This is a genomic window from Sphingomonas sp. GC_Shp_6 (assembly GCF_026540835.1).
Lineage (GTDB): Bacteria > Pseudomonadota > Alphaproteobacteria > Sphingomonadales > Sphingomonadaceae > Sphingomonas.
Genome location: NZ_JALNUO010000013.1, coordinates 43,410 through 65,857, shown reverse-complemented (window position 1 = coordinate 65,857; position 22,448 = coordinate 43,410). Strand labels below are relative to the sequence as shown.

20 protein-coding genes are annotated in these 22,448 nt (G+C 63.7%); 17 read left to right on the top strand and 3 right to left on the bottom strand.

The annotated features are described in order from the left end of the window. Window positions 1-16: 16 nt before the first annotated feature. The gene (locus tag OXQ95_RS14275) at window positions 17-1,972 is read right to left on the bottom strand and encodes a cytochrome c/FTR1 family iron permease (protein WP_267382060.1); all 1,956 of its coding nucleotides are present in this window, start codon (window positions 1,970-1,972) and stop codon (window positions 17-19) included. Then, complete coding sequence (locus OXQ95_RS14270; protein ID WP_267382059.1) at window positions 1,972-2,598, bottom strand: cation transporter; 627 nt, start codon at window positions 2,596-2,598, stop codon at window positions 1,972-1,974. The genes OXQ95_RS14275 and OXQ95_RS14270 overlap by 1 nt, the downstream gene beginning before the upstream one ends. A 75-nt stretch (window positions 2,599-2,673) precedes the next feature. On the opposite strand from OXQ95_RS14270, the gene OXQ95_RS14265 reads away from it, so the two are divergent. Further along, complete coding sequence (locus tag OXQ95_RS14265) at window positions 2,674-3,078, top strand: helix-turn-helix domain-containing protein (protein WP_267382058.1); 405 nt, start codon at window positions 2,674-2,676, stop codon at window positions 3,076-3,078. A 40-nt stretch (window positions 3,079-3,118) separates the two neighbouring features. On the opposite strand, the gene OXQ95_RS14260 is transcribed toward OXQ95_RS14265, so the two are convergent. Further along, window positions 3,119-4,252, bottom strand: coding sequence for an aspartyl protease family protein (locus OXQ95_RS14260; RefSeq protein ID WP_267382057.1), 1,134 nt, complete (start codon window positions 4,250-4,252; stop codon window positions 3,119-3,121). Window positions 4,253-4,922: 670 nt separating this feature from the next. Between OXQ95_RS14260 and OXQ95_RS14255 the strand changes: the two genes are divergently transcribed. From OXQ95_RS14255 to OXQ95_RS14180, 16 genes are all read left to right on the top strand, one after another. Beyond that, window positions 4,923-5,234, top strand: coding sequence for a hypothetical protein (locus OXQ95_RS14255; protein WP_267382056.1), 312 nt, complete (start codon window positions 4,923-4,925; stop codon window positions 5,232-5,234). Window positions 5,235-5,449: 215 nt separating this feature from the next. Next, window positions 5,450-5,959 (top strand): RNA polymerase subunit sigma-70, encoded by a 510-nt coding sequence (locus tag OXQ95_RS14250; protein WP_267382055.1) that lies wholly within the window; start codon window positions 5,450-5,452, stop codon window positions 5,957-5,959. Between the two features lie 27 nt (window positions 5,960-5,986). Continuing rightward, a complete protein-coding gene (locus OXQ95_RS14245) occupies window positions 5,987-6,328 on the top strand; it encodes a hypothetical protein (RefSeq protein ID WP_267382054.1) in 342 nt (113 codons plus the stop codon). Between the two features lie 23 nt (window positions 6,329-6,351). Further along, complete coding sequence (locus OXQ95_RS14240; protein ID WP_267382053.1) at window positions 6,352-6,831, top strand: hypothetical protein; 480 nt, start codon at window positions 6,352-6,354, stop codon at window positions 6,829-6,831. Beyond that, on the top strand, window positions 6,801-7,271 hold the full coding sequence (locus OXQ95_RS14235; protein WP_267382052.1) for a MarR family transcriptional regulator: 471 nt from the start codon (window positions 6,801-6,803) through the stop codon (window positions 7,269-7,271). Before OXQ95_RS14240 ends, OXQ95_RS14235 begins: the two co-directional genes overlap by 31 nt. 680 nt (window positions 7,272-7,951) lie before the next feature. Beyond that, window positions 7,952-9,286 (top strand): plasmid replication protein RepC, encoded by a 1,335-nt coding sequence (gene repC / locus OXQ95_RS14230; RefSeq protein WP_267382051.1) that lies wholly within the window; start codon window positions 7,952-7,954, stop codon window positions 9,284-9,286. Window positions 9,287-9,526: 240 nt separating this feature from the next. Further along, window positions 9,527-10,453 (top strand): replication initiator protein A, encoded by a 927-nt coding sequence (locus OXQ95_RS14225; protein ID WP_267382050.1) that lies wholly within the window; start codon window positions 9,527-9,529, stop codon window positions 10,451-10,453. Window positions 10,454-10,630: 177 nt separating this feature from the next. Continuing rightward, a complete protein-coding gene (locus tag OXQ95_RS14220) occupies window positions 10,631-14,851 on the top strand; it encodes a strawberry notch-like NTP hydrolase domain-containing protein (RefSeq protein ID WP_267382049.1) in 4,221 nt (1,406 codons plus the stop codon). A gap of 125 nt (window positions 14,852-14,976) precedes the next feature. Further along, the gene (locus OXQ95_RS14215; RefSeq protein ID WP_267382089.1) at window positions 14,977-17,040 is read left to right on the top strand and encodes a ParB/RepB/Spo0J family partition protein; all 2,064 of its coding nucleotides are present in this window, start codon (window positions 14,977-14,979) and stop codon (window positions 17,038-17,040) included. Between the two features lie 137 nt (window positions 17,041-17,177). Next, complete coding sequence (locus OXQ95_RS14210) at window positions 17,178-18,101, top strand: zincin-like metallopeptidase domain-containing protein (RefSeq protein WP_267382048.1); 924 nt, start codon at window positions 17,178-17,180, stop codon at window positions 18,099-18,101. Continuing rightward, window positions 18,098-19,069, top strand: a complete 972-nt coding sequence (locus OXQ95_RS14205) for a phosphoadenosine phosphosulfate reductase family protein (protein WP_267382047.1) — start codon at window positions 18,098-18,100, stop codon at window positions 19,067-19,069. The genes OXQ95_RS14210 and OXQ95_RS14205 overlap by 4 nt, the downstream gene beginning before the upstream one ends. Next, entirely contained in the window at window positions 19,066-19,275 is a 210-nt protein-coding gene (locus OXQ95_RS14200; RefSeq protein WP_121905580.1) for a hypothetical protein, read from the top strand. Before OXQ95_RS14205 ends, OXQ95_RS14200 begins: the two co-directional genes overlap by 4 nt. A 73-nt stretch (window positions 19,276-19,348) precedes the next feature. Then, window positions 19,349-19,984, top strand: coding sequence for a hypothetical protein (locus tag OXQ95_RS14195; protein WP_121905581.1), 636 nt, complete (start codon window positions 19,349-19,351; stop codon window positions 19,982-19,984). A 39-nt stretch (window positions 19,985-20,023) separates the two neighbouring features. Then, window positions 20,024-20,620: a hypothetical protein gene (locus tag OXQ95_RS14190; RefSeq protein WP_267382046.1), complete on the top strand. Its 597-nt coding sequence runs from the start codon at window positions 20,024-20,026 to the stop codon at window positions 20,618-20,620. Continuing rightward, a complete protein-coding gene (locus tag OXQ95_RS14185; RefSeq protein ID WP_267382045.1) occupies window positions 20,613-21,593 on the top strand; it encodes a hypothetical protein in 981 nt (326 codons plus the stop codon). The genes OXQ95_RS14190 and OXQ95_RS14185 overlap by 8 nt, the downstream gene beginning before the upstream one ends. Before the next feature lie 50 nt (window positions 21,594-21,643). Next, on the top strand, window positions 21,644-21,802 hold the full coding sequence (locus OXQ95_RS14180; protein WP_183128842.1) for a hypothetical protein: 159 nt from the start codon (window positions 21,644-21,646) through the stop codon (window positions 21,800-21,802). Window positions 21,803-22,448 lie beyond the last annotated feature (646 nt).

Below are 22,448 nucleotides of genomic sequence, written 5' to 3'. Positions count from 1 at the left end.
GCGGTCCGCCTCTACTCTAGGCCGAGGTAGCTTTCCGGGGCTGGTTTCCGCCACGCCGGTTCCACGCGAACCCGATGGCGATAGCGACCGCCATGAGAATTTGCGCGAGCACCGATTGCCAGGTCGGAAACAGACCAAGCATCGACAGCCGTGGTACGTCTGCGAGCGGCGCTATGTCGATGATCCCAGCTTCCTGGAGTGCAGCAACACCCTTGCCCGCAAGCACGACCGTCAACGCCGCCATCAGCCACGAGCTAAAGCGGAAGAACTGCGTGATCGGCAGCTTTCGGGTGTAGCGGAGCATGGCCCAGGCGATCACGCCCAGCAAAGCAACCGCTGACCCGGCACCGGCAAGGAGCATTGCGTTGTTCCCCTGCGCCGAGAGCGCCGCATAGAACAGTATCGTCTCGAAGACCTCGCGATAGACCACGACAAACGCAAGCCCGAACAGGAACCAGCCCGAGCCGCCCGAAAGCGCGCGCGACATCTTCTCGCGAATGTAGCGCTGCCACTGATCGGCTTGCGCCTTGCCGTGCATCCAGATGCCTACCGAAAGTAGCACGATCGCTGCAAACAGCGATCCGAACCCTTCGGTGAGCTCGCGGCTCGCGCCGCTGATCCCGATCGCATAGGTGGCAACCGCCCAGGTGACGCCGCCGGCGACGAGCGCGCCAATCCATCCGCCATGAACGTAGCGCAGCGCGTCGGTGCGATCGGCCTTGCGCAGAAATGCGATCATGGCGACGACGATGAGCAGCGCTTCGAGCCCTTCGCGCAGCAAGATTGTAAATGCCCCCAGGAAGGTGGACGCCCCCGTGGCGGCATCAGGGGACAGCACGGCTTCCGCATCGTCGAACAAACCGTCGAGCACCGATACCTTTTCTGCGAGATCTTCGGGCGAGGCACCGCGGTCGATCGCGGCGCGGAACTCGCCCATAGCGCCCTCGATACGACCCATCAGGGTCGCATCGCGCGCCGTGAGTGTCGGTTCGATCGGTTCGAACCCGTCGAGATACGCCGACAGGGCCAGCTCCTTTGCCCCGTGCGCATTGCCGCGCCGTGCCGCAGCGACACTTTCGGCGAGCTTGGCACGGGCGAGTGAGAGCGATCCGGGCGCCTGTTGCACCACCTGATCGGGGTGGCGACGCAGGAACGCGAGCACGGCGTCGGCCTTGGCTTCGCCGATTGAGGTGGCGAGCGCAGCCGGGGTGAGCGCGACCAGCGTTTTCAAATCCGGAATACGTCTGCGAAGCGCCGGGTCCGACTTCCACAGCCGCGCGCCTTCTCGCGCCTGTTCGTCGGTAAAGGCAAAGCTGCCAGCGCGGAACGCAGCCGCCCAACGCTGATCGTTCGGCAGATCAGCGAAGCTCTGCATCGCCGTCCCGTCAATGCCCTGCGTCACCACCTGATAAAGCGCGAACACACTCCGTTGCCGGGCGCGGGTTACATCGGTGAACGCAATCGGAGGCGTGGAAAGCTTGGCCGCGTCGGGACCGTGCCCGTTCCCTGTCATGCCGTGACAAGCGGCACAGGTCTGCTGGAATAGGGCAGATCCCGATGCGAGATCCGGCACCTTGTCGGGCGCAAGCGGCACCGGATAGGCGCGCAGCAGATCGGCTGCGAGCCCATGCGCGAGGGTAGCGACCTGTTCGGCCGATCCCTTGCGGCCAATAAGCGCTTGGAGGTTGGCGGCTCCTTGAATGAGGCTTTGCCGTTCGGGCTTTGCCGGCAAGCTCAGAAGCCGTGTCGAAACCGATGCAGCAAACTCATTCATTTCGGAATATTCGGACTTGCTTTTGATCCTGCCGGCCTCAACGGCACCACCATAATCGACCGCCACATAGTCGAGCAGCCGCCACGCGGTTTGCACATCAGCCGGATCGGCCATCGCCGCGGTGGGGACGAGCAAGGCAACTATCGTGGCCAAAAACCGAACCGAGAGCAGCGCCCTGATCACGTCGAGGATACGCATTATCGCTGCCCTCGTTCGCGCAACGCGCCTGTGACAATCTCATAAGCCGAGTGCAGGAACAGAAGTGCGATTACACCGGCGACCGCCAAGTCCGGCCAGGCGCTCCCCGTCCAAGCGACCAGCCCGGCAGCGGCGATCACTGCCACATTAGCGAGTGCATCGTTGCGGCTGAACAGCCAGATCGCACGGACGTTGGCGTCTCCTTCCCGGAAGCGTGCAAGCACCAATGCCGAGGCGACATTGATTGCCAGAGCGACGACGCCAATCGCGCCCATCAGCTCGGCATCAGGTGCGGTAGCGTTGAGGGCTCGCCAGATCGCGAAGCAAATCACGCCCACTCCGAGAGCCCCAAGAAACAGCCCTTGCGAGAGGGCAATATTAGACCGCGCCCGGGGCGCCCAGGCGAGTGCAAGCAAGCCAAGGAGGCTGATCGAGCCGTCGCCCAGAAAGTCGAGCGAGTCCGCCTTCAGCGCCTGACTGTCGGCAATAAATCCACCGAACAGCTCGGCAACACCGAAGCCGAGATTGAGCACCACGACGATCAGTAACGCGCGGCGGTAGGCTGGATCATGTTGCGCGCGAGCCGGTTCGCCGGCGCAGCCGCAGCTTGCTTCATTGGGTTCCATGGCCCCTCCCTACATGCTACAGTAACTGTAGGATCAAGCGAAATCTGCGATCCGTTCGCATTAGCAGGTAACACGATGACGATTGCGCCCATGATGATAGGCCAGCTAGCGCGTGAAACCGCTACCAAGGTGACCACCGTCCGCTTTTACGAGACGATCGGACTTTTGCCGGAGCCACCTCGCACCGCGTCCGGACGTCGGACTTATGGAGCATCCGACATCCAACGACTCAACTTCGTTCGCAACGGACGTCGGTTGGGTTTTTCGATCGACGAAATACGCTCGCTGATTGCCTTAGCGGAAGCACCTAACCAAGATTGCAGCTCGGCATCTGCCATTGCAGCGCGGCACCTCGAAGATGTGGAGCGCCGCCTAGCTCAGCTCACTTCATTACATAACGAGCTGGCGACGCTCGCCCAAAGCTGCACCAACAAAAAAATCGCAGACTGCCGGATTATTCAAACCATTGCGGGAGTGTGACCCGAGTGTCCACTAACTGATTATTACGATGCTAGTTTAGCTAATAGTAATCGGAGAGTCTTAGCTCGCGCATGATGCCGCCTTCTATTCCAAGTTTGATTACGCTGTCTGAGCGACCGAAGCGCCAATTCCAGAGCGACCCATGCGTATAATCTGTGTCGACGGGATGACCGTTCACCGTGACGATATGCTCACCCACGCTCCATCCGGCCTTCGCTGCCGGACTGCCGATCGCAATATGGACGACGGTAAGCGCGTGTTCGGACGCCGAAAGGCCAAGCCCGCTTCGATCTTTCAACATGGAAAGGAGGTTTCGCGAGGCGGGCCGGCGAAGCCACACAAACCCGGCAGTCACGTCGAATATGGCGTCGAACTGACCAATTAACGGCAATCCGATATTGCCGACCGTGCTGGTCGAGAGCCAGTTGCGATTTCCTAGGGTCGGAATGTTCCATGCAGCCAGACCGCCAATCTCCAGCTTCGGCGTTATGAACACATCGACGGTAGCTACACCTTCGACACCTCCGAGCGCCGCAGTCGATGTCGCTCGCCCGCGAGCCAGGCCATGCGCATCGACATAGGCCGAAGACAGCATGAGCGCTGCAGAGCTGCCAAGGTCGATCATCAGCGGCACCGCGCTCGATCCTGCGATCGCGGCAGAGACGTATAGCTCCTGCTTCGCACCATGCCCCAAAGCGACCGGCGTCCAGTCCGCACCGCCGGGGAAACTGCCGGTCGGCATGAGCGCGAATTGCCGATTTCCAAAATCAAGAGCCATGCAATTCCCGACGAACATATCTGCGCCGAGCAGCATGTTGATCCGTCTTCCGAACGCAGCTGACAGTGCGCCCAGATCCGCTACCACTGCGAACTGTAGTCGACGTGTTCGATGCCCGAGCTGCACCTCGACATCATGGATCAAGCGGACCGCAGCTTTCCCGCCCAAACCGCTTATCGTGCGACGTTCGCCGTCCGCCATCCCGAGTGTTCGCGCCAACGATACGTCGATGATGGACGCCCCGCTCCCGCTATCCAGCACCGCCTCAACTGGCGATCCCGCTACCCGAGCCTTCACCAGCAACGTGTCACCGGTTGCGACTTCCAGGGGCTGCCAGTCAGGAGATAGCGGACCAAAATTCCACTGGCCAACGAGATGCGGCGCGATGGTCGCCAAGCCAGGGGTGCCCACAGCTGCAGACACACCGAAACCCAACAGGCGGCCGATCAACGAGCGCCGGGACACGCGCGGGGTTCCCGGTTGTGCGAACAACACAAAGCGATCTCCAACCCTCCGTCGACGGAAGGTGCAGAAGTCGCCTACAAGCTACAGTCACTAGAGGAGCAAGCGCTTCTGTGTCGCTGTGCATGGTTGCGGAAGCTAATACGCCAACAGCGGGCGTGCCCCTACGGGCACGGCTCTATCGACGCAGGGGCGTCGACCGAGCCCGCTCTGGCATCCCGTCTTATATGGGTGACGATCCTCGCGTCAGGTGTGCCACGTGGCACACCTATGGGCGCGCAGCCCGAGATCAATACCCGATTGACATCGAATTCGGCAACGAGCGCGACGCCTGCTTCCAGGATGCTGGGGTCTGCTTGGATTTGCAATGACAGCGTGTTTTCGCCTGAGCCTTGTGCCATAGCGGTCGGGCTTGGGCATGGCTTGAACACCATCCTTGGCCCGCATGTGCGGTCGAATGCTGGGTCCCCGATTTCCGTCGGGCGGCCCGCGAAATACAAGACCTTGCTACCGCTTGTCGGTGCGGGGAATACGTGGGGCGTGGTTACCAGTGTTCCCGCGTGTTCAACCGTCCCGGCTACGGGCGGTTGATGGAACGCGCGCCATGTCCTTGATCAAAAGTTTGCTTATGAGGTTTCGCCGGCGTCAAAGCCCTTCAAAGGGTTTCTCCGGAAATGGTTCGGGAATGCTTCAGGTCGAAGCGCTGGTGCAGGCACATGGTGACTGGCTGGCTCTTCTGGCCACAATATTGGAACGCGAACGCGTTATTACAGGCGCCGAACTTGCCCGCACCCTGGCCGAATTTGCCGCGCATACAGCCGAAGATCGCCCTGCCGAGGGACAGATCCTTTCCTTTTGGGCCTCGCGCTTGAACGACACAGCCGCAACTCTCGGCAAATTTCCGTCCGTTCACTAGGGCTTCACTCATGCTGAGTGGCGGCCGCTGCCGATCGCCGAGGTGCGCATGGGGGTGGCCTGCTTCGAAATTAAGAACTCGCCGACGCGTCGTGGGCGGTCGAACGTGACCTGTTCGCCGCGTTCGCGCGCCGACTGAACTCATTCGCAATGTCAATTTGATCGACAGAGCCCGTCAGGAGTTATCCCTGATCTGGAGCCGAATCATTCCGCGTCGTGAGTATTTTCGAGAGCATGCTTACCAACGAACCGGGCAGACGTCCTGCCGAACGGACGCCCCCAACCCCGACGCCCGATGTAAGCGCACCGGATCGCATTGCCAGCCTGACCGATCGGCAACGGTCTTATCTCCGCCTTGTGCTTCAGAACCGCAACTCGAAGGAGATCGCCGCGGCCACGGGCAGCAGCCACAGGGCGGTCGATAAGCAGCTGTTAAAGGCCAATAATATCCTCGGTGTGCCGACCCGTTTTGATGCCGCGCGACTCTTGGCGGATTACGACGCAGGGGTAGAGCCTTTACCCCCTGCAAACGACCTCCCTTCCGCGCCGCCAACTTTCCCGCTTCCCCTCCCGTTGCCGACCGCTGGGGCGGCAGCGAATTTGCTCACCTGGAAGCAGGTTGCCTTCTGGACCGCGATCATCTCGATCGTGACCCCGTTGGGGCTGACTGCGGCCGGTATGGCGATCGTAACGCTGCTCCTCCTGCTTGGGCTTAAAACACTGTAATGGGCGCCCGACGTCCGAGGAGGCGTAATGCAAGCAATTTCGAATACGAGCCGGATTATCGCCGATGAGTTGCGCAAAGCGGAGCGATCGATCAACTTGGCCGCGCGTGACACGGCGCAATTTCTGCTGACGACGCTTGATGCGACGGAGGCGCACCGCCTATCTCCCGCGATGACACAGCGGACCGTCAAAGCTACGGTCGCAGCTCTGGCCTCCCTCATCGAAGGCCAAGATCACATGACGATACGAGCGCATCTTTCGATCGAAAAGGTCGGCCGACAGCTGGGGCTGACCGAGACGAGTTGGGGGGAAGGCGCACCGAAGCCCGCATTGGCCACTTTGCCCGAGCTTGAGAGCCTTCCAATTTAGGGGCGAACCCCTCAGGAGAAGTGATGTCGCTGCAGATTATTTTGGCTCTGCTGTTCGACGTCACGCTGCTGCTCACTTGTGGCTATGCCGCACTGAAGGGCGGACGACCTGAGCGTGTCGGAGCGGCTATAAATCTTACAGCCTCGGTCGTTACGACCGCCCTTCGGCTGATGGATGCAGCGTATTTCGCGCCCGCGGAAACGATCACCTTGCTGATAGATCTCGCTGTAGCGGGCGGCTTCTATTGGCTCGGTGTAACTACAATCCGCTTCTGGCCCATCTGGGCGGCCGGTTTCGCAGTCGCTGACATCTTCATGAGCATCTTCGGCGCCCTGCTGCCACGCGTGCCGCTCTTTGCCTACCACACCGGGCTTGGGATCTACGCCTACCTCGCGCTCGGCGCGCTTGCGCTCGGCACGTTCCGCTTGCCGGCGAACGCCGAGCCCTACATCCGAAACGGATCAAGACGATTATGGGTGCAGCATCTGAAGGAGACGACCTGATCGACGTCGTTGTGCGGCTGCCGCGCAAGGCGATCGAGGACACTTTGCTGTCTATGCCGCCAGACGCGAGCGACCTGTCCGAGCGCAGGCTTGCCGAGGCCAGGGCGGTGTTGGTCGGCCGGCGTCGGCGGGCGACCCACTTCAACGGGGTCCGCTTCTATGATCCGAGCTGGGACATGATCCTGGAGCTTTACGTGGCCACGTGCGAGCGGCGCCGCATCGCTGTGTCCCAGCTTTGTAAGCTTAGCGGAGGCTCGACGACCACCGCTTTGCGCCACATCGAGCATCTCGAGGCGCTTGGATACATAGTCAGACAGTCGGATCCCGATGACGGACGCCGCCTGATTGTCGGCACGCTCACTCCCCTTCTTGCTGCTTCGGAGCAGTGGCTCGATCTTCAAATCGCGGAGTCCCGAATACAGGATCGGAGATCGGGCTGACGATTTTCTACGGCTCACACTAGACTCCGTTCTTTTGATCGTCAGAGACATATCGAACGACTGAAAAGGTCTCGTTCGATCTACCGCTTGGACAGACGGCGTCAGCCAATTTCGAGCCCGAACCTGCAGTGCCTCGCTAACTTAACTGCCATTGCCCCGCCACGCCTATCCGGCGCGGCACAGAGGAGGATGCTCTCCCTCTGCGCTACATGTCACGTAAGACAGACGAATCGCACGATTCTCACGCCGTTACCGAAAGCACGAGCGAGAACGCGACGGCGTTACTGATAGCACGTGTCTCAGCGGCACGGCGTTATCGATAGCACGAGCGAAGATCGACGCTTCGTTACCGATAGCACGTGATTATTACCCGTCCCGTTACCGATAGCACGATTCATCGCGCACGACCGACCCGCCAGCGATGCTTAACAATCAACGTTGTGGATCGGCTCAACGCTGACCGCCGCCGTCCACCCGGGCGGGCGCCACAACGATCAAGGGGGACGCTGTGCGGACATGAAAAACCCGGCACGAGGCCGGGCTTTTCGGGACGCCTGCTAGGGCGGATGTGAGAACCCTCACTTAGCTGGCTCCCTTTCATATTGCTACCCCAAAGCGTCGACCGTGGCGCCACGGTGTCGCTGTGTCTGCACGGGCTCCCCTCCCAGGGAGAACGAACGATGGCTGCTGCCCAAAGCCCCGGCCGGGGACTACGCCGGTTTGACGAGCATGCCGCCAAGGCGACAAAGCTTGTCGACGAATTTTGCGGGCTCGAGACCGGAATGGCACCTTCCAACGCGCTTGCGGCGCTTAAACGGGCTGCTCCTTATATGGGCGTCCCCCTGCGCGTGGTCTCCGTCATCGATCTGCTGTTTGCCTGGACGAAGCCGCAGGACTGGAAGGGTGGACAAATCCCCGTCGTTTGGCCATCGAACGACCTGCTTGCGCAAAAGCTGGGCGTAACCGTCCGACAGGTTCAAAAGCTCTTGAACCAGGCACAGGCCTTCGGTCTGATCAGCTTTCGGGATAGTCCGAACGGTCATCGTGGTGGACGCCGCGGGGCCGACGGCTTCATCACGTGGGGCTACGGCATCGTGCTCGCTCCGATCGGTACCAGGCTTCAAGAATTTGCTGCCCGCGCGGCCAAGGGAGCCGCAGAGGACGCGGCACTCACAGTGCTCCGCAAGCGCCTTGCCGCTGCCCGCAGGAATATCAGGGCTCTGGCCCAAACGGCATTCGATGCCGATCTTCACGATTTGAAGGCGGGTGACGATCTCGCGTTGGCGTTGATGGCCACCGACCAGATGCGTTGCGTCCGCGATGCCGGCCTTCTGACGGCCTGTGTGGAGCAGATCGAAGAGCGTGCGCGTCGTCTTGCCGGGGCTGTTTCGGCTAAGATTGCCGTCCCCAATACGGGTAGCGATCAGGATGATAGTTCATGCTGGGATGGACCTGAGGACACTCACTCTACAACTACAAACCAACTCCAATCTGCTAAAGCAGATACCCGTAGTGGCTTGGCGAAGAAAAGTAGTGAGAATGGGGACGCCCTCCCCTCTCAACCTCAAACTGCCGTCGACGACGATCTGGAGAAACACGGTGTCGATCCGGAATTCATGATGTCGATCGCTCCGGAGCTATGTTCCGGTCTACTCTACCGCGATGGATCGTGGGGCGAGGTGGTCGCCACCGCGGAGCGGCTTGCGGGCCAGTCGGGGATCAGCAATCACGCGTTCAAGGAAGCCTGTCGCATCATGGGCCAGCGAGGTGCTGCTGCCTCCGTCATCGCCACCATCCAGAAATACCGGCGCGGCGAGGTTCAGCGGCCCGGCGCGTATCTTCGCGGAATGAGCAGCAAAGCTGACAAGGGCGAATTGAACCTTGGGCGGACGCTCCACGGCCTCAAGGACACGAGCCGCACGGTCGCCATGCGGGGGATGTCCGATGGGACCGATGCGACGCCGATCGGTAGCCTAATGTCGCGGCTGGTTTCCCGGGGAGCCGGACTACGATGACGGATCTCGTCATCTTTTCAAAGGCCTGGACCTCGTACTGCACACCTGGTCTTTGAACGGCTTTCACGGCGTTACCGATAGCACGAGTCCCGACCGAGTTTGCGGTGGCCCGCACCTACCGAAATGTGAAACACACCCCGATTTACCGGCTAAATCGCTCCAAATCCTCGTGCTATCGATAACGCGGTCGCTTATCCGACTGCAGGTTTGCGGCCGATCCGCTATAAGCGGGTTTGCTAAGTGAAGCTGGTGGGAGCCCCGACGATGGATTCGCGAGAAGTCGCTCTCACCCAGGGTAAGCTGTTCGACTATCTCGACAGCCCGCTGCACGGCAAAGTCCGTGGCGAGCAGAGCATTATGGACTTTCCACTATTCTCGTTAGCGAAGCGGCCTCAGATGGAGGCAATGACCTACGAGATGGACGGCGTCAAAATCGAGATCAAGCCCAGTTCGAGCGGTATCGCGACGATGTGGGATAAAGAGGTCCTGATCTACGTCCTGTCGTTGATGGTGCAGCATATTGGTCGGACCGGGGGTGAAGTACAGAACGTCTTCACCTTCAATGCACACGACTTCTTCCGAGCGACCGGCGTCGGACGCCCATCGAAGCGTGATTACGATCGCTTCATCGAAGCGCTCGGTCGTTTGCAGGGCACGCAGATCCGGACGAACATCAAAACTGGCACCGTGGGGACGAAGGGCTTCTTCTCTTGGTTCGCGGAAGCGCAGGCGACCACTCGCGAAACGGCGAGCGGCGTCGATCAACTCATGCCGGTCCGCGTCCAGCTCTGTGACTGGCTCGTCCGCGCGGTCTCGCGTGACAGCCGTATCTACGATTACCACAACGATTACTTCCGTCTCGGCTCGATTGAGCGACGCCTTTATGAATTGGCGCACTGCTATTGTCGTGATGAAGAATATGAAATGCCTCTGGAAATGCTGGGTGCGAAGATCGGCTCAACGTCGCCGCTCCGCACGTTGAAAAGTCAGCTGAAGAAGATCGCAGCCGAGAATAAAATGCCGAGCTACTCCATCGAAGTGCGGGAAGTTGTTCCGGAAGTCCCTGCGCGGGATAAACTAGGCCGACGGGTCGGGAAGCCCGAGACGGTCGTCGTGATGAAGCCCAAGGATCGTTTGACAGGAAGTCGAGCCGCGTTGGCCGCCTGATATCGATCCATATGCCTGACGTCCTGCGCGACTATCTGCGGCAGACGTGTCCCGACCGGCTTTGGAAGATGGCTTCGCGGTAGCGATGCTTCGTCGGGCACAACGCGTTCAGAGGAGAGGGAGCCTTCGGCTTGTTGATCCGGTGATGAGCACCGGGCGACAAGAAGGAAGCCCTCGATGCGCACCTCAGCCGCAGCTCTCGAATTCGATTTCACCGAACCGTCAATCACCGCCGCCAAGGCCGTCGCCGACGCCATTGCCCGGAATGGATCGCTCCAGCGCGACACGCTGCTGTGGGTCATGGAGCAAGCCTATGGCGCTTCGTCTGCAGATGGTCGCTGGTCGCTCCGCGACGCCTACGACATGCTCGAACTCGCCGAGGTTATGTACCTCGCAAAAGCAGACCTTCCCCCCGATCCCGGCGCTTGTGTCGCGGCGCTTACCGAACTGGTCGCCAATCTGCCGACCCACACTGTTCGCAGCGAAGAGCAGATCGAACTCCAGCAATTCTCGACACCGGCGCCGATTGCGTACCTCGCGGCGCTCGCTGGCAGAATCGCGGCCACTGATCTGGTTCTCGAACCGTCTGCCGGCACCGGCCTGCTCGCCGCCTTCGCGCACCGCGCCGGTGCCCGCCTGATCCTTAATGAGATCGATCCGCCCCGCGCCGAGATGCTTGCGGCCGCCTTCCCGGGCGTCGCTGTCACGCGCCACGACGGCGAGCTGATCCACGATCTACTCGAACCAACGATCCGGCCCACGGCCGTCCTCATCAATCCTCCCTTCTCGCGCAGCATGGGTCGCCACGCCGACCCGCTGGCAGCGTTCCGGCATCTTCGCGCCGCCTTGATGCGTCTCGGCACCGGAGGCCGCTGCGCCGCCATCCTGCCCGACCGCGTCGACACGTCGAGCCGCGCCTGGGCGAAGGGGACCGAGGGTTGCACGCTGACGCTGCACCTCGAACTGCCGGCGAACGCCTATGCGAAGCATGGCACCAGCCAGATCGTGAAGATCATGGTGCTGGAAAAGGGGACCGGCACGCCTGCCGAGCTGATCCGCTGCGCGACGCTCGCCGATGCGCTCGCGGCGATCACCGCTAAGGCCGCTCCGCCTGTGTCCGAGCCTGTCCCGCGCACGGCCTCGCCGCTCATCCGCCCGAGCGTGCGCAGCTCGCTTCTTGGCGGCCTGGCGAGCAAACCGCGCCTGAGCGCACCACCCGCAAAAGCCGCGCGGTCGCAGACCGCGGCCCCGATCGATTACACCGTGTTCGCCGAGCCACTTCCGACCGGCGAGTCTGTCGGTGTGTACCTGCCCTATCGGCCGAGCCGCATCGCGATCGGCTGCGCATCGGCGCATCCAACCGCTCTGGTGGAATCGATCGCCATGGGATCGATCACCGCACCGCGGCCGATCTATGTCCCGACTCTGCCGCAAGCCGTCGTCGATGCGAAGACGCTCTCCGACGCGCAGCTCGAAACGCTGATCTATGCCGGCGACGCGTTCGAGCGCGATATCCCCGGCTTGTTCAAACCTGTCGAGGAGGGGCTCTCGATCGCACCGTCCGAGGATGGGCGTCCCTACCGGACCGGCTTCTTCCTCGGTGACGGCACCGGGGCCGGCAAGGGCCGTCAGGTTGCCGCGATCATCCTCGACCAGTGGCTGCGCGGACGCCGAAAACACATCTGGGTCTCCAAGACCGAGACGTTGCTCGAAGATGCGCGTCGCGACTGGGCCGCCGTTGGCGGTCTTGCGCTCGACATCCAGCATCTCAACCAGTGGAAGCTGGGCTCGCCCGTAGGCGCGGCCGAAGGCGTGCTGTTCCTCACCTATGCGACGCTGCGCTCCAATCGCGGTGACAAGGGAACGCGGCTCCAGCAGATCCTCGAGTGGGTCGGCGACGACTATGACGGCATGATCGTGTTCGATGAGGCGCACGAGATGGCCGGTGTCTCAGGCGGCGAAGGTAGCTTCGGCACCAAACAGGGCTCCGACCAGGGCATCGCCGGCGTCCGTCTTCAGAACCTCCTGCCCCGCGCCCGCGTCCTCTACGTGTCCGCGACCGGCGCATCCGACGTCAACAATCTGGCCTATGCCACGCGGCTTGGCCTGTGGGGTCCGGGCACGGCCTTCGCCGATCGCCGGACCTTCGTCGACTCCCTGCGCCGGGGCGGGATCGCCGCGCTGGAGCTGATCGCGCGCGACCTGAAAATGCAGGGCCTCTACGTCTCGCGTGCGTTGAGCTTCGCGGGCGTCGAGTACGACATCCTCGAACACAAGCTGACCGTCGACCAGATCGAGGTGTACGACGCCTACGCCGACGCCTGGGCGATCATCCACAGCAACCTTCGCGCGGCGCTGGACGCGACCCGCGTGACGGACAGCTTCTCGAACGACACCTATAACAGCGGCGCCAAGGCCGCTGCGTTGTCGATCTTCGAATCCACCAAGCAGCGGTTCTTCTGCCAACTCCTGATCGGCATGAAGCTGCCCTCACTGGTGCCCGCGATCCGAGCCGATCTCGCCCGCGGCGAGAGCGTCGTGATCCAGCTCGTGTCGACGTCCGAGGCGATGCTCAACCGGGCGCTCGCCGCGCTGACCGTCGAAGAGCGGGCGAACCTCGACATCGAGCTATCCCCGCGCGAGTTCCTCATGTCCTATCTGACGGCCGCCTTCCCGGTTCGCCAGATGAAGACCTTTGTCGACGAGACCGGGAAAACGCGCTCCGAACCGATGTCGGATGAGGACGGCCGCCCCGTGTTCAGCCAGGAGGCGCTGGAGATGCGCGACAATCTCCTCGAGCAGCTCTGCGCGCTGCCGATCGTCGGATCCGCGCTCGATCATATCATCGGGCATTTCGGCACAGGTGCGGTCGCCGAGGTGACGGGTCGTAGCCGTCGCGTCATCATGGACGCCCATGGCCGCCAGCGCGTCGAAAGCCGCTCGCCCCGCACCAATCTCGCCGAGACCGACGCCTTCATGCGCGGTGCGAAGAAGATCCTGATCTTCTCCGACGCTGGCGGCACCGGCCGCAGCTATCACGCGAGCCTGACGTGCGAAAACCAATCGCGCCGCAATCATTACCTCCTCGAGCCGGGCTGGCGTGCTGACGCCGCCATCCAGGGCCTCGGTCGCACGCACCGGACGCATCAGGCAACCGCACCGCTGTTCCGGCCGGTGTCGACTGACTGCCGGGGCGAACGTCGCTTCATCTCGACGATCGCGCGCCGGCTCGACAGTCTGGGTGCGCTCACCCGCGGCCAGCGACAGACTGGCGGTCAGGGCCTGTTCGACCCGCGCGACAACCTCGAAAGCGACTATGCAAAGGAGTCGCTCGAACAGTGGTTCCGCCTGCTCGCCAATGGCAAGCTGCGCTCCACTACACTGAACGAGTTTCAGAAACTGACGGGCCTCGAGCTTGAGGGCGAAGGTGGCGGGCTCAAGGAGGAGATGCCCCCGATCCAGCGCTGGCTCAATCGCATCCTCGCGCTGCGCATCGCCATGCAGAACGCGATCTTCGACGAATATCTCGGGCTGATCGAGGCCCGGATCGAGGCGGCCAAGGAGGCCGGCACGCTCGATCTTGGCGTCGAGAGCATCAACGCCGAGCGCATCACGATCCTCGATCGCACCGTCATCCGGCGCGACGAGACCAGCGGCGCTGAGACCGAGATCCTCCGCTTGGAGACCGAGGAGCGCTACAAGCCGCTCGCGCTCGATCGCGCTATGCGGATCCTCGGCGACGACGCCCGCCCGATCGTCAACCGCAAGTCGGGGAAGGCCGCGATCCGGTGCAGCACCTATTCGCTCACCGACGACGATGGCGAGATCGTGCGCCGTTACGAGCTGGTCCGCCCCACACGCACCGAGCGGATGCGACAGGATCTTCTCCTCGAAACGATGTGGGAGGATGCGAGCGAGGCGGAGTTTTCCGCGCTCTGGCAGGCCGAGGTCGAGGAGATGTCGGGCAAGACGCGCACCAATACGCTCTATCTGGTCACCGGCCTGCTCCTGCCGGTCTGGGACCGCCTGCCCGACGATCACGTTCAGGTCTGGCGTCTCAACACCGATGACGGCCAGTCTTTCCTTGGTCGCATCGTTCCCGCCCCACTTGTGAGCAAGCTTGCGGACGCCTTCGGCATCGCCGCCACCATCACGGTGTCGGGGGCCGAGACTGCCAAGCACGTCATGGGGAGCGGCGAGATCACCGCGCTCGGTGCGTACCGGCTGAAGCGCAGCCTGGTCGCAGGCCAGCAGCGCCTTGAGCTGCTCGACTGGCCGCACACGCGATTGCCCGAACTGAAGGCAGCCGGGTGCTTCACCGAGATCATCCAGCACAAGACACGGATGTTCATTCCCGTCGCGACTGCCGCGACCGTGATCGACCGTATCACCGCCTGACACGATCGAGGCTCTCTTCCCGGGTCATCAAAGGGAGGGGAGGGAGCCTTCGGCTTTGTGAGCTTGGAGGACCAGGCTCGCGTGACCGCGGGACGCGGCGCGCCATTTCCAAACGGAGACGACCGATGATCCAGTCCGTGAAGGTCAAGAACCTGACGCTGTCGAAGGACAATGTGCGCAAATCCAACCGTGACGCAGGGATCGACACCCTCGCCGCGAATATCGCAGCCCAGGGGCTGTTGCAGAACCTCGTCGTCACCCCGCTCAAGAAGTCGGGCACGTTCACCGTTAAGGCGGGCGGTCGCCGCCTGCGCGCGCTCCAACGTCTGATCGAGCAGGGCACCCTCCCCGCCGACCACGCCGTCCCGGTGCTCGTGCTGAGCGATGACGACAACGCGATCGAGGCAAGCCTCGCCGAGAACTTCCAGCGCGTGCCGATGAATCCGGCCGACGAGTGCACCGCTTTCAACTTCCTGATCCAGAAGGGCATGACCGCCGAGGACGTTGCCAAGCGTCAGGGCGTGACCACCCGCTTCGTCGAGCAGCGCGTGCGCCTTGCCGAGCTGGCCCCGCCTGTCTTCGAGGCGCTCGCAGCCGGCGAGATCACGCTCGGCGTTGCGCAGGCTTACGCCGTCACGACCGACGTCGATCGCCAGACGCGCGTATTCGCCCAGATGAAGACGTCCTACTATGGCGACAACCCCGATAACATCCGTCGCGCCATCCTCAACGGCACCGTCAGGGCGAACGACGCCAAGGCCCGCTTCGTCGGTCGCGAAGCCTATGTTGCCGCAGGCGGTCGCATCGAGGGCGACCTGTTCGCCACGGAGGGCGATGAGAACTGGATCGACGTCGACCTGATCGAGACGCTTGCCGCCTCGAAGCTCGAAGCCGCAGCGGCCGAACTGGCGCGAGACCAGGGCCTCGCGTTCGTCACGCCGATCGCGGCGACGCACGTTCCCTACGACCTCGAGCGCCAGCTTCACGAGTATCACGCTCCCGCCCGCGCCCTCACCGAGGACGAGACCGCGCGTGTCGAGGTTCTGTCGGCCGAGAACGACGCGCTGATCGACCGGCTCGAGCAGGAACTGCCCGACGGCAGCGCCGAAGCCGAGGCGGCGAACGCGCGTATAGAGGCGATCGAGCGCGAGCTGGAGACGATCGAGGACGCCCGGCACGAGATCGATCCAGCGCTGAAGGCGCAGATCGGGACGTTCGTCTATATCGGGGGCGATGGCGAACCCCGCGTCCACACCCGCCTCTTCAGCGAAAAGCCGGTCGTGGATCCGAACGCCCCGCCCAAGGAGTCGGGCGGCGCAACCGGGGACGGCGATGCCGGCGACGCCGAGCAGGGTCCGAAGCTCAGCGCCACGCTGATCGATGAACTGGCGACGCAGCGCCGCCAGATTCTCGCCGCCCATATCGCCAGCGATCCGGGACTCGCACTCGACCTGACCATCTTCCTGATGGCGCAGAACGTGGTGTTCGAGCAGGCGCACATCCCGAACCACTCGACCCTGAAGTCGAGCGCCGCGGCCTTCCCGATCTTCGGGTTCCGCGACGAGGGATCGATGGCGTCGCAGACGATCGACGACCAGCGCCAGCGGCTCGACACGAGCTGGGCGGGTCTGCCCACCATGACCGCGCGCTTCGACGCCTTCCGGGCGCTCGACGACGAGGCCCGGGGCGCTTGGGTTGCGTACTCGATAGCACGAACTCTCGAACCGACGCTCAACGTCGCCGAGGGCTATCGGAGCAACGGCTTCCACGACCATCTCGGTCGCCTCCTCGACATCCAGGTCGAGCATTGGTGGCGCCCGACGGCCGAGAACTTCTTCGGCCGGGTCAAGAAGACCGTCATGCTCGACGCGCTCGAGGAGATTGGAGGCCCAATCCTGCGCGGCCGCTACAAGGACGCCAAGAAGGGCGACCTTGCTGCCACCTGTGCCTCGCTGTGCAACGGTCAGGGCATCGTCGAAGCCGAAATCCGCGAGAAGGCGACGGCCTGGTTGCCCGACGCGATGCGTTTCGAGGGACAAGAGAAGGCGGCGCGCACGCCGCTGCGCTCCAGCTTCGTCGATGACGAAACCGGCATCGATCCGGACGAGGACGAGGATACCGATCTCGACTCCGGTGACGGTGCAGGGATCGATCAAGAGGAAGAGGAGGATTTCAGCCAAGCGGCCTGACGCCGGCTTGCACGTTTCGAGGCACCTGGGGGCGGCACTTCGCGCAAGTGTCGCCCCTCTTTTTGTGACCCGGCACCGCCCTTCCAGAGGGGAGGATGCTCACGCGGGTTTGCCTCAATTCAATCAGGAGAACGATCGTGGCACAGATCACCGACAAGCCCTCGCCTGCCGACATCATCACCAACACCATCATCGACAAGCTCGAATCCGGGGTGCGTCCCTGGGTCAAGCCGTGGCGCCCCGGCCTCGGCGGCCGTCCGCTGCGCGCGACCGGCGACCCCTACAAGGGCATAAACTGCTTCTGGTTGTGGCTGTGCGCCGAGGGCGCCGGCTACAATTCGCGCACCTGGATGACGTACAAACAGGCGCAGGCCCTTGGCGGCCAGGTCCGCGAGGGCGAGCGGTCGCAGATCGCGATCTTCTACAAATCCTACAGCAAGACCGTCGAATCCGTCGTCACCGGCGATACGACCGACGAGATGCGGCGCGTGCTGCGCTCCTACGCCGTGTTCAACTGCGACCAGATCGAAGGGCTGTCTCCCGACTTCTACCCGAGCCCGGTCAGCATCGTGCCCCCGGCCGATGCGCTGCCCGAGCGCGCGCAGCGCTTCCTCGATGCGCTGCCGGCAACCGTCCACACGCGCGGCGATCGCGCGTTCTACGACCGCACCGCCGACAGCATCACCATGCCGCCCGTCGAGCTATTTTCGACGCGGGCTTATTTCGCGGCGACGCTCGCCCATGAGGCCGGCCACTGGACCGGCCATCCCGACCGGCTCGATCGCACGTTCGGCAAGCGCTTCGGCGACGACGCCTATGCGTTCGAGGAACTTTGCGCCGAGATGACTTCCGCGCTGCTCGGTGCCGATCTCGGCCTCCCCACCTCGCACATGGACGACCACGCCGCCTATATCGGCTCGTGGTTGAAGGTGCTGCGCAAGGACTCCCGCGCGATCATGACCGCCGCGGCGAAGGCGGAAGCCGCAGCCGGGTATCTGCTCCGCGCGACCGGCCTCGACGCCTCGGCCGAACCCGAGGAACAGATCCGTGAAGCAGCATGACCGCTCCGGCCGCCCGCCCCGACCTCGGCGCCTACCGGCGCTTCGTCGTGGCATTCAGTGGCGGCAAGGACAGCCTTGCCGCCCTGCTCCACCTCCTCAGCCTCGGCGTGCCGGCACACGCGATCGAGCTGCATCACCATGATGTCGATGGCCACGGCCCGACCTTCATGGATTGGCCGTGCACCCCCGCCTATGTCCGCGCGATCGCCGAGCAGTTAGGGATCGCTCTCTACGTCTCGTGGCGCGAGGGCGGCTTCGCGCGCGAGCTGGCGCGCGACGACGCGCCGACCGCCCCGATCGCGTTCGAGACACCGACCGGCATCGGCCGTGCCGGGGGCAACGGCCCTGCTGGCACGCGCGGGCTTTTTCCCCAGACGTCTCCCGATCTTCGGGTGCGCTGGTGCAGCCCCGCGCTGAAGATCGACGTCCTCGCCGCCGCGATCCGGAATCAGCCGCGCTTCCTCGACGGCCGCACGCTCGTCATCACCGGCGAGCGCGCCGAGGAAAGTCCCTCGCGTGCGCGCTATGCGACGTTTGAGCCGCATCGCACCTCCACCCTCGCGCGTGCGGTCGATCATTGGCGCCCGGTCCATGACTGGACCGAGCGCCTGACCTGGGACGCGATCTCGCAAGCGCGCATCCGCCCCCACCCGGCCTACGTCCTGGGATGGGGACGTCTGTCGTGCCGAGCCTGCATCTTCGGCTCACCGGACCAATGGGCGACGCTCCGGCTCGTCTTCCCCGCCGCCTTCCGACGGGTTGCGGCTCGCGAAGCCGCGAGCGGGAAGACGATCCATCGCTCGCTCACCGTCACGCAGCTCGCTGACCGCGGCACGGCGTTCCCGGCTGCGACGCTCCATCCCGACGAATTGGCGCAAGCCGATGATCCGGTCTGGCGTCTCTCGATCCTGGCGGATCGCTGGACGCTCCCTGCCGGCGCATTCGGCGACCATGCAGGCCCGCCATGAACGCCGCCACGCGCGTCGATCTCATGGACCTGCTCGCTCCCACGCGGGAAGACCCGCTGTGGGAAGCCGAGAAATCGGGATGGCGCTGCTTTGTCATGGGCAACGACCGTTGCCATTACCGCCGAGGGAGCAAGCTCCGTACGGCTTGGCAGTCCGGCTATGACGCGGCCTCACGATCTGCCGATCCTGTACGCTTTATGCTCTGACCAAGGCACCGTCCACGGAGGAGAGGGAGCCTTCGGCCTTTTGAGCGCGCGTGTGCGCTCAGGAGGTTCGGTCATGCTCTACGACACCCATTACCGCCACAACGAGGCGCTCTCCCCTGCCGCGCTGGGCACCCTGCCCGCTGCGCTCCATGCCCTGAACGCGGGCGTTGACGACTGCCGGCGTGCCGGCAATCCGATCGACCGTGATGCGTCGATCCTGCTGCTGATCCGCAACCTGGCGTCCGTCGCCGAATTTGGTGCGCCCAGCACCAACGAACTGCGCCTGCGCTGTGCGGACGGTCGGGGCACCGTCATCGCCGGATCCGCGCTGCTCGCCATCGCCGGCAATACCGTCGCCGGCGATGGCGCGGCGAAACGGACCTTCCATCGACAGGCACGCGTCGCGCTCGCTTCGCTTGCTGCGGCGATCGGCCTCGAGGCGCATGACGTCCGCATCGACACGGACATGGGCGGGATCGCGGACGACGGAACAACCGAGCTGCGCCACGCCGATCTGTCGATCCGGGTGCGGCCGCACAGCTTCCTCCCCGACAGCGAAATCACTTTCAATCGCTGCCGGGGCGGCGAACACGCCGGCCCCGTTCAGCGCGCACCGATCGCCGAGCTGCTGGATGCAGCCACGTTCCAGCGCCGGCTCACGGCGACGGTTGGTGACGTAGGCACTCCGCGCCTCGCCGCTGCCGCCTGATCCTCACGTCATCGGAGACTTATCATGGGTTGGCTCTTCATGCGCGATTTGGGCGGCCACGCCACCTCGCGCTCCTATCTCGACAACCAGTTCACCTACCAGCGAGACACGCATCGCCTGACCGTGCTGGCATCGGCCATGGTCGGATCGACCTATTACGCCGCTTGCGAGCGTCTCGCGGACGACGTCGAACGGATTGTGTTCGGCATCGTCTGCCTCACCAAGACCAGCACCGGCGCGCGCGACGGCTGCACGTTCGGGTACAAGGATATGGATGAAACGGTCGGGCCGAACGAGAGCGAGTGCCCGGCCGCGATCCTCGACGAGCTGACCGCTACGGACAGCAAATATGCCTTGGCCTGGCGCGCGCGGTGCCGCGCCAACCTGCTCGCGAAGAAGCTCGACCGGGCCAAGCCGACCCCGAAGCCTGGGCAGATCATCATCTTCGATGAGCCCATGCGCTTCAGCGACGGTAGCGACCGCAGCCGCTTCGAGGTGGTCGCCAATCCCAAGGGCAAGACGCCGCTGTTCCGCGACCCGGAAAGCCGCGCGATCTGCCGCATCCCGGGGTTTCGCAAACGGGCATACCGCATCGTTCATGCGGCGATCGTCGTAAGGGACGCAGCCAGTGGCTGATCGCCCGCCCGTCATCGCCGCCTGGGGTGCCGGCGTCGATTCCACCGCCATGATCGTCGAACTCGCCGAACGCGGCGAGCCCGTCGACATGGTTCTCTTCGCCGATCCCGGCGCCGAAAAATCGGCGACCTATGCGTTCATCCCCGTGTTCCGGGCCTGGATGTCGGAACGCGGCATCCCATCCGAGATCGTCCGCTACCAGCCCCGCAACTTCAAACACTGGCCGCCTTATGCGGGCATCGCCGAGAACATGCTGACCAACGCCACCCTGCCCTCCGTGGTATTTGGTGGCGGGTCGTGCAGCCAGAAATGGAAGGCGGCCCCGCAAGATGCCTGGACCGCCCAGTGGGAACCCGCGCGCCGCTGCTGGGACGCAGGCGGGCGCGTGGTAAAGCTGATCGGCTACGACGCCTCGGGACGCGACACGCAGCGTTACCATCATGCGGTCGGGTGCGAGGATCCTCGCTACGCCTACCGCTACCCCTTGCGGGAATGGGAATGGTCGCGCGCCGACTGCGAGGCGCGCATCGCGCGCGCCGGACTCCCCGTCCCGCCCAAATCGAGCTGCTATTTTTGTGGCAGCATCAAGCCCGACGAGGTGCTGGAGCTTTCAACCGAGGAGCTGCGCATCATTGTGTTGATGGAAGCGCGAGCCAAGCCTCGCCTTCGCAATGTCGAGGGCCTGTGGCGCAAGCCGGTGCTTGGCCGTCGCGGTGCGACGCCGCGTCCCGGCAGCATCACCGAGTTCATCCGCGAACGCGGCCTCCTATCATCGGCCGAAGTCGACCGCATCATCGAGACGGCGCCCTTGGCGCTACTCGATTTTCAGGCCGCGCAGGCCGCACTTCTCCCTGAGCAACGCGTCCCGATGGGGCGCTGGCTCGACGACTTTCATCGCGCGTCCGACGCGCTGGCCAAAGACCATCACCATCGTACTGAGATTCCGGCGAACTCTGTACCGAACCGGCACTGACTGCCTGTGGCGTCACCTTTGCCGAGGGTCACAAGGACCACGGGTGGACGATGGCGCTGGAGTTTCAGGCGCATCTCAATCGCGATTGGAACGTCGGCGATCACGCGCGCGAGATCAGCAGCATCCTCTCCGCTGGTCGCTTCGGGACCCACGCCCACGAAGGCTGGCCCGCTCTCGCCTTTCCGGCCGGGCGTCCCCGCTACGAATGACCCGAGCCGCTTGTGTCTCCCATTTTGCCAGCCTTCAGGAGTCCGGTCTCATGAAGACCTTCACCGACCCCTTTCGAATACCCTGCCCATTACCGTGCGGAAATCACGGTCGAGGCGGAAGATGTCGTCAGCGCCTGCCGCTCCGCTTGTCGATACGTCGCATACGACCGACGGGTGGAAGAGCCTCGGTACGGGGCATCCCACGTCGGCAGCGCTTGTCGCTGGAGGTGCGGACGTCGCGCCTTGGCGCCTTGACCTCGATTGGCGGCGCTGCTTCGCCCTGCCCGTCCCGGGCCTGTTCTCGCAAGCTACGGCGTGCGTGGGCTATGCCGCGACCCGGAGCGAGGATCTGGTCGACCCGCTTGCGCACCATGGTCGATGCGATCGGCGCCGATAGAGCGCCCACGGATCACCCCAGCGGCGATGGTCCGCTTGTGTGCAACGTGGCAGGCGCTTCTCAACGACATCGCGACGTTCGAGTTGAGCCCCACGTCAACCGTAGCAGCAAGCGTGGTCACGTCTGCGCCCGACGCCACCTGACGCCCGACAGCCCTCCGCCAGAGAGATGCGACACATGGGCGGCCGCGAGACCCCCGCAACCGCAAAAATCCGGGCCGAGTTGCCGCTTTGCGGCTGCCCGCACCAC

Coding starts and splice junctions, on each gene's coding strand:
- OXQ95_RS14275 (WP_267382060.1), bottom strand. CDS start 1,972: ATGCGTATCCTCGACGTGATCAGGGCGCTGCTCTCGGTTCGGTTTTTG.
- OXQ95_RS14270 (WP_267382059.1), bottom strand. CDS start 2,598: ATGGAACCCAATGAAGCAAGCTGCGGCTGCGCCGGCGAACCGGCTCGC.
- OXQ95_RS14265 (WP_267382058.1), top strand. CDS start 2,674: ATGACGATTGCGCCCATGATGATAGGCCAGCTAGCGCGTGAAACCGCT.
- OXQ95_RS14255 (WP_267382056.1), top strand. CDS start 4,923: ATGTCCTTGATCAAAAGTTTGCTTATGAGGTTTCGCCGGCGTCAAAGC.
- OXQ95_RS14245 (WP_267382054.1), top strand. CDS start 5,987: ATGCAAGCAATTTCGAATACGAGCCGGATTATCGCCGATGAGTTGCGC.
- OXQ95_RS14240 (WP_267382053.1), top strand. CDS start 6,352: ATGTCGCTGCAGATTATTTTGGCTCTGCTGTTCGACGTCACGCTGCTG.
- OXQ95_RS14235 (WP_267382052.1), top strand. CDS start 6,801: ATGGGTGCAGCATCTGAAGGAGACGACCTGATCGACGTCGTTGTGCGG.
- repC (WP_267382051.1), top strand. CDS start 7,952: ATGGCTGCTGCCCAAAGCCCCGGCCGGGGACTACGCCGGTTTGACGAG.
- OXQ95_RS14220 (WP_267382049.1), top strand. CDS start 10,631: ATGCGCACCTCAGCCGCAGCTCTCGAATTCGATTTCACCGAACCGTCA.
- OXQ95_RS14215 (WP_267382089.1), top strand. CDS start 14,977: ATGATCCAGTCCGTGAAGGTCAAGAACCTGACGCTGTCGAAGGACAAT.
- OXQ95_RS14205 (WP_267382047.1), top strand. CDS start 18,098: ATGACCGCTCCGGCCGCCCGCCCCGACCTCGGCGCCTACCGGCGCTTC.
- OXQ95_RS14200 (WP_121905580.1), top strand. CDS start 19,066: ATGAACGCCGCCACGCGCGTCGATCTCATGGACCTGCTCGCTCCCACG.
- OXQ95_RS14195 (WP_121905581.1), top strand. CDS start 19,349: ATGCTCTACGACACCCATTACCGCCACAACGAGGCGCTCTCCCCTGCC.
- OXQ95_RS14190 (WP_267382046.1), top strand. CDS start 20,024: ATGCGCGATTTGGGCGGCCACGCCACCTCGCGCTCCTATCTCGACAAC.
- OXQ95_RS14180 (WP_183128842.1), top strand. CDS start 21,644: ATGGCGCTGGAGTTTCAGGCGCATCTCAATCGCGATTGGAACGTCGGC.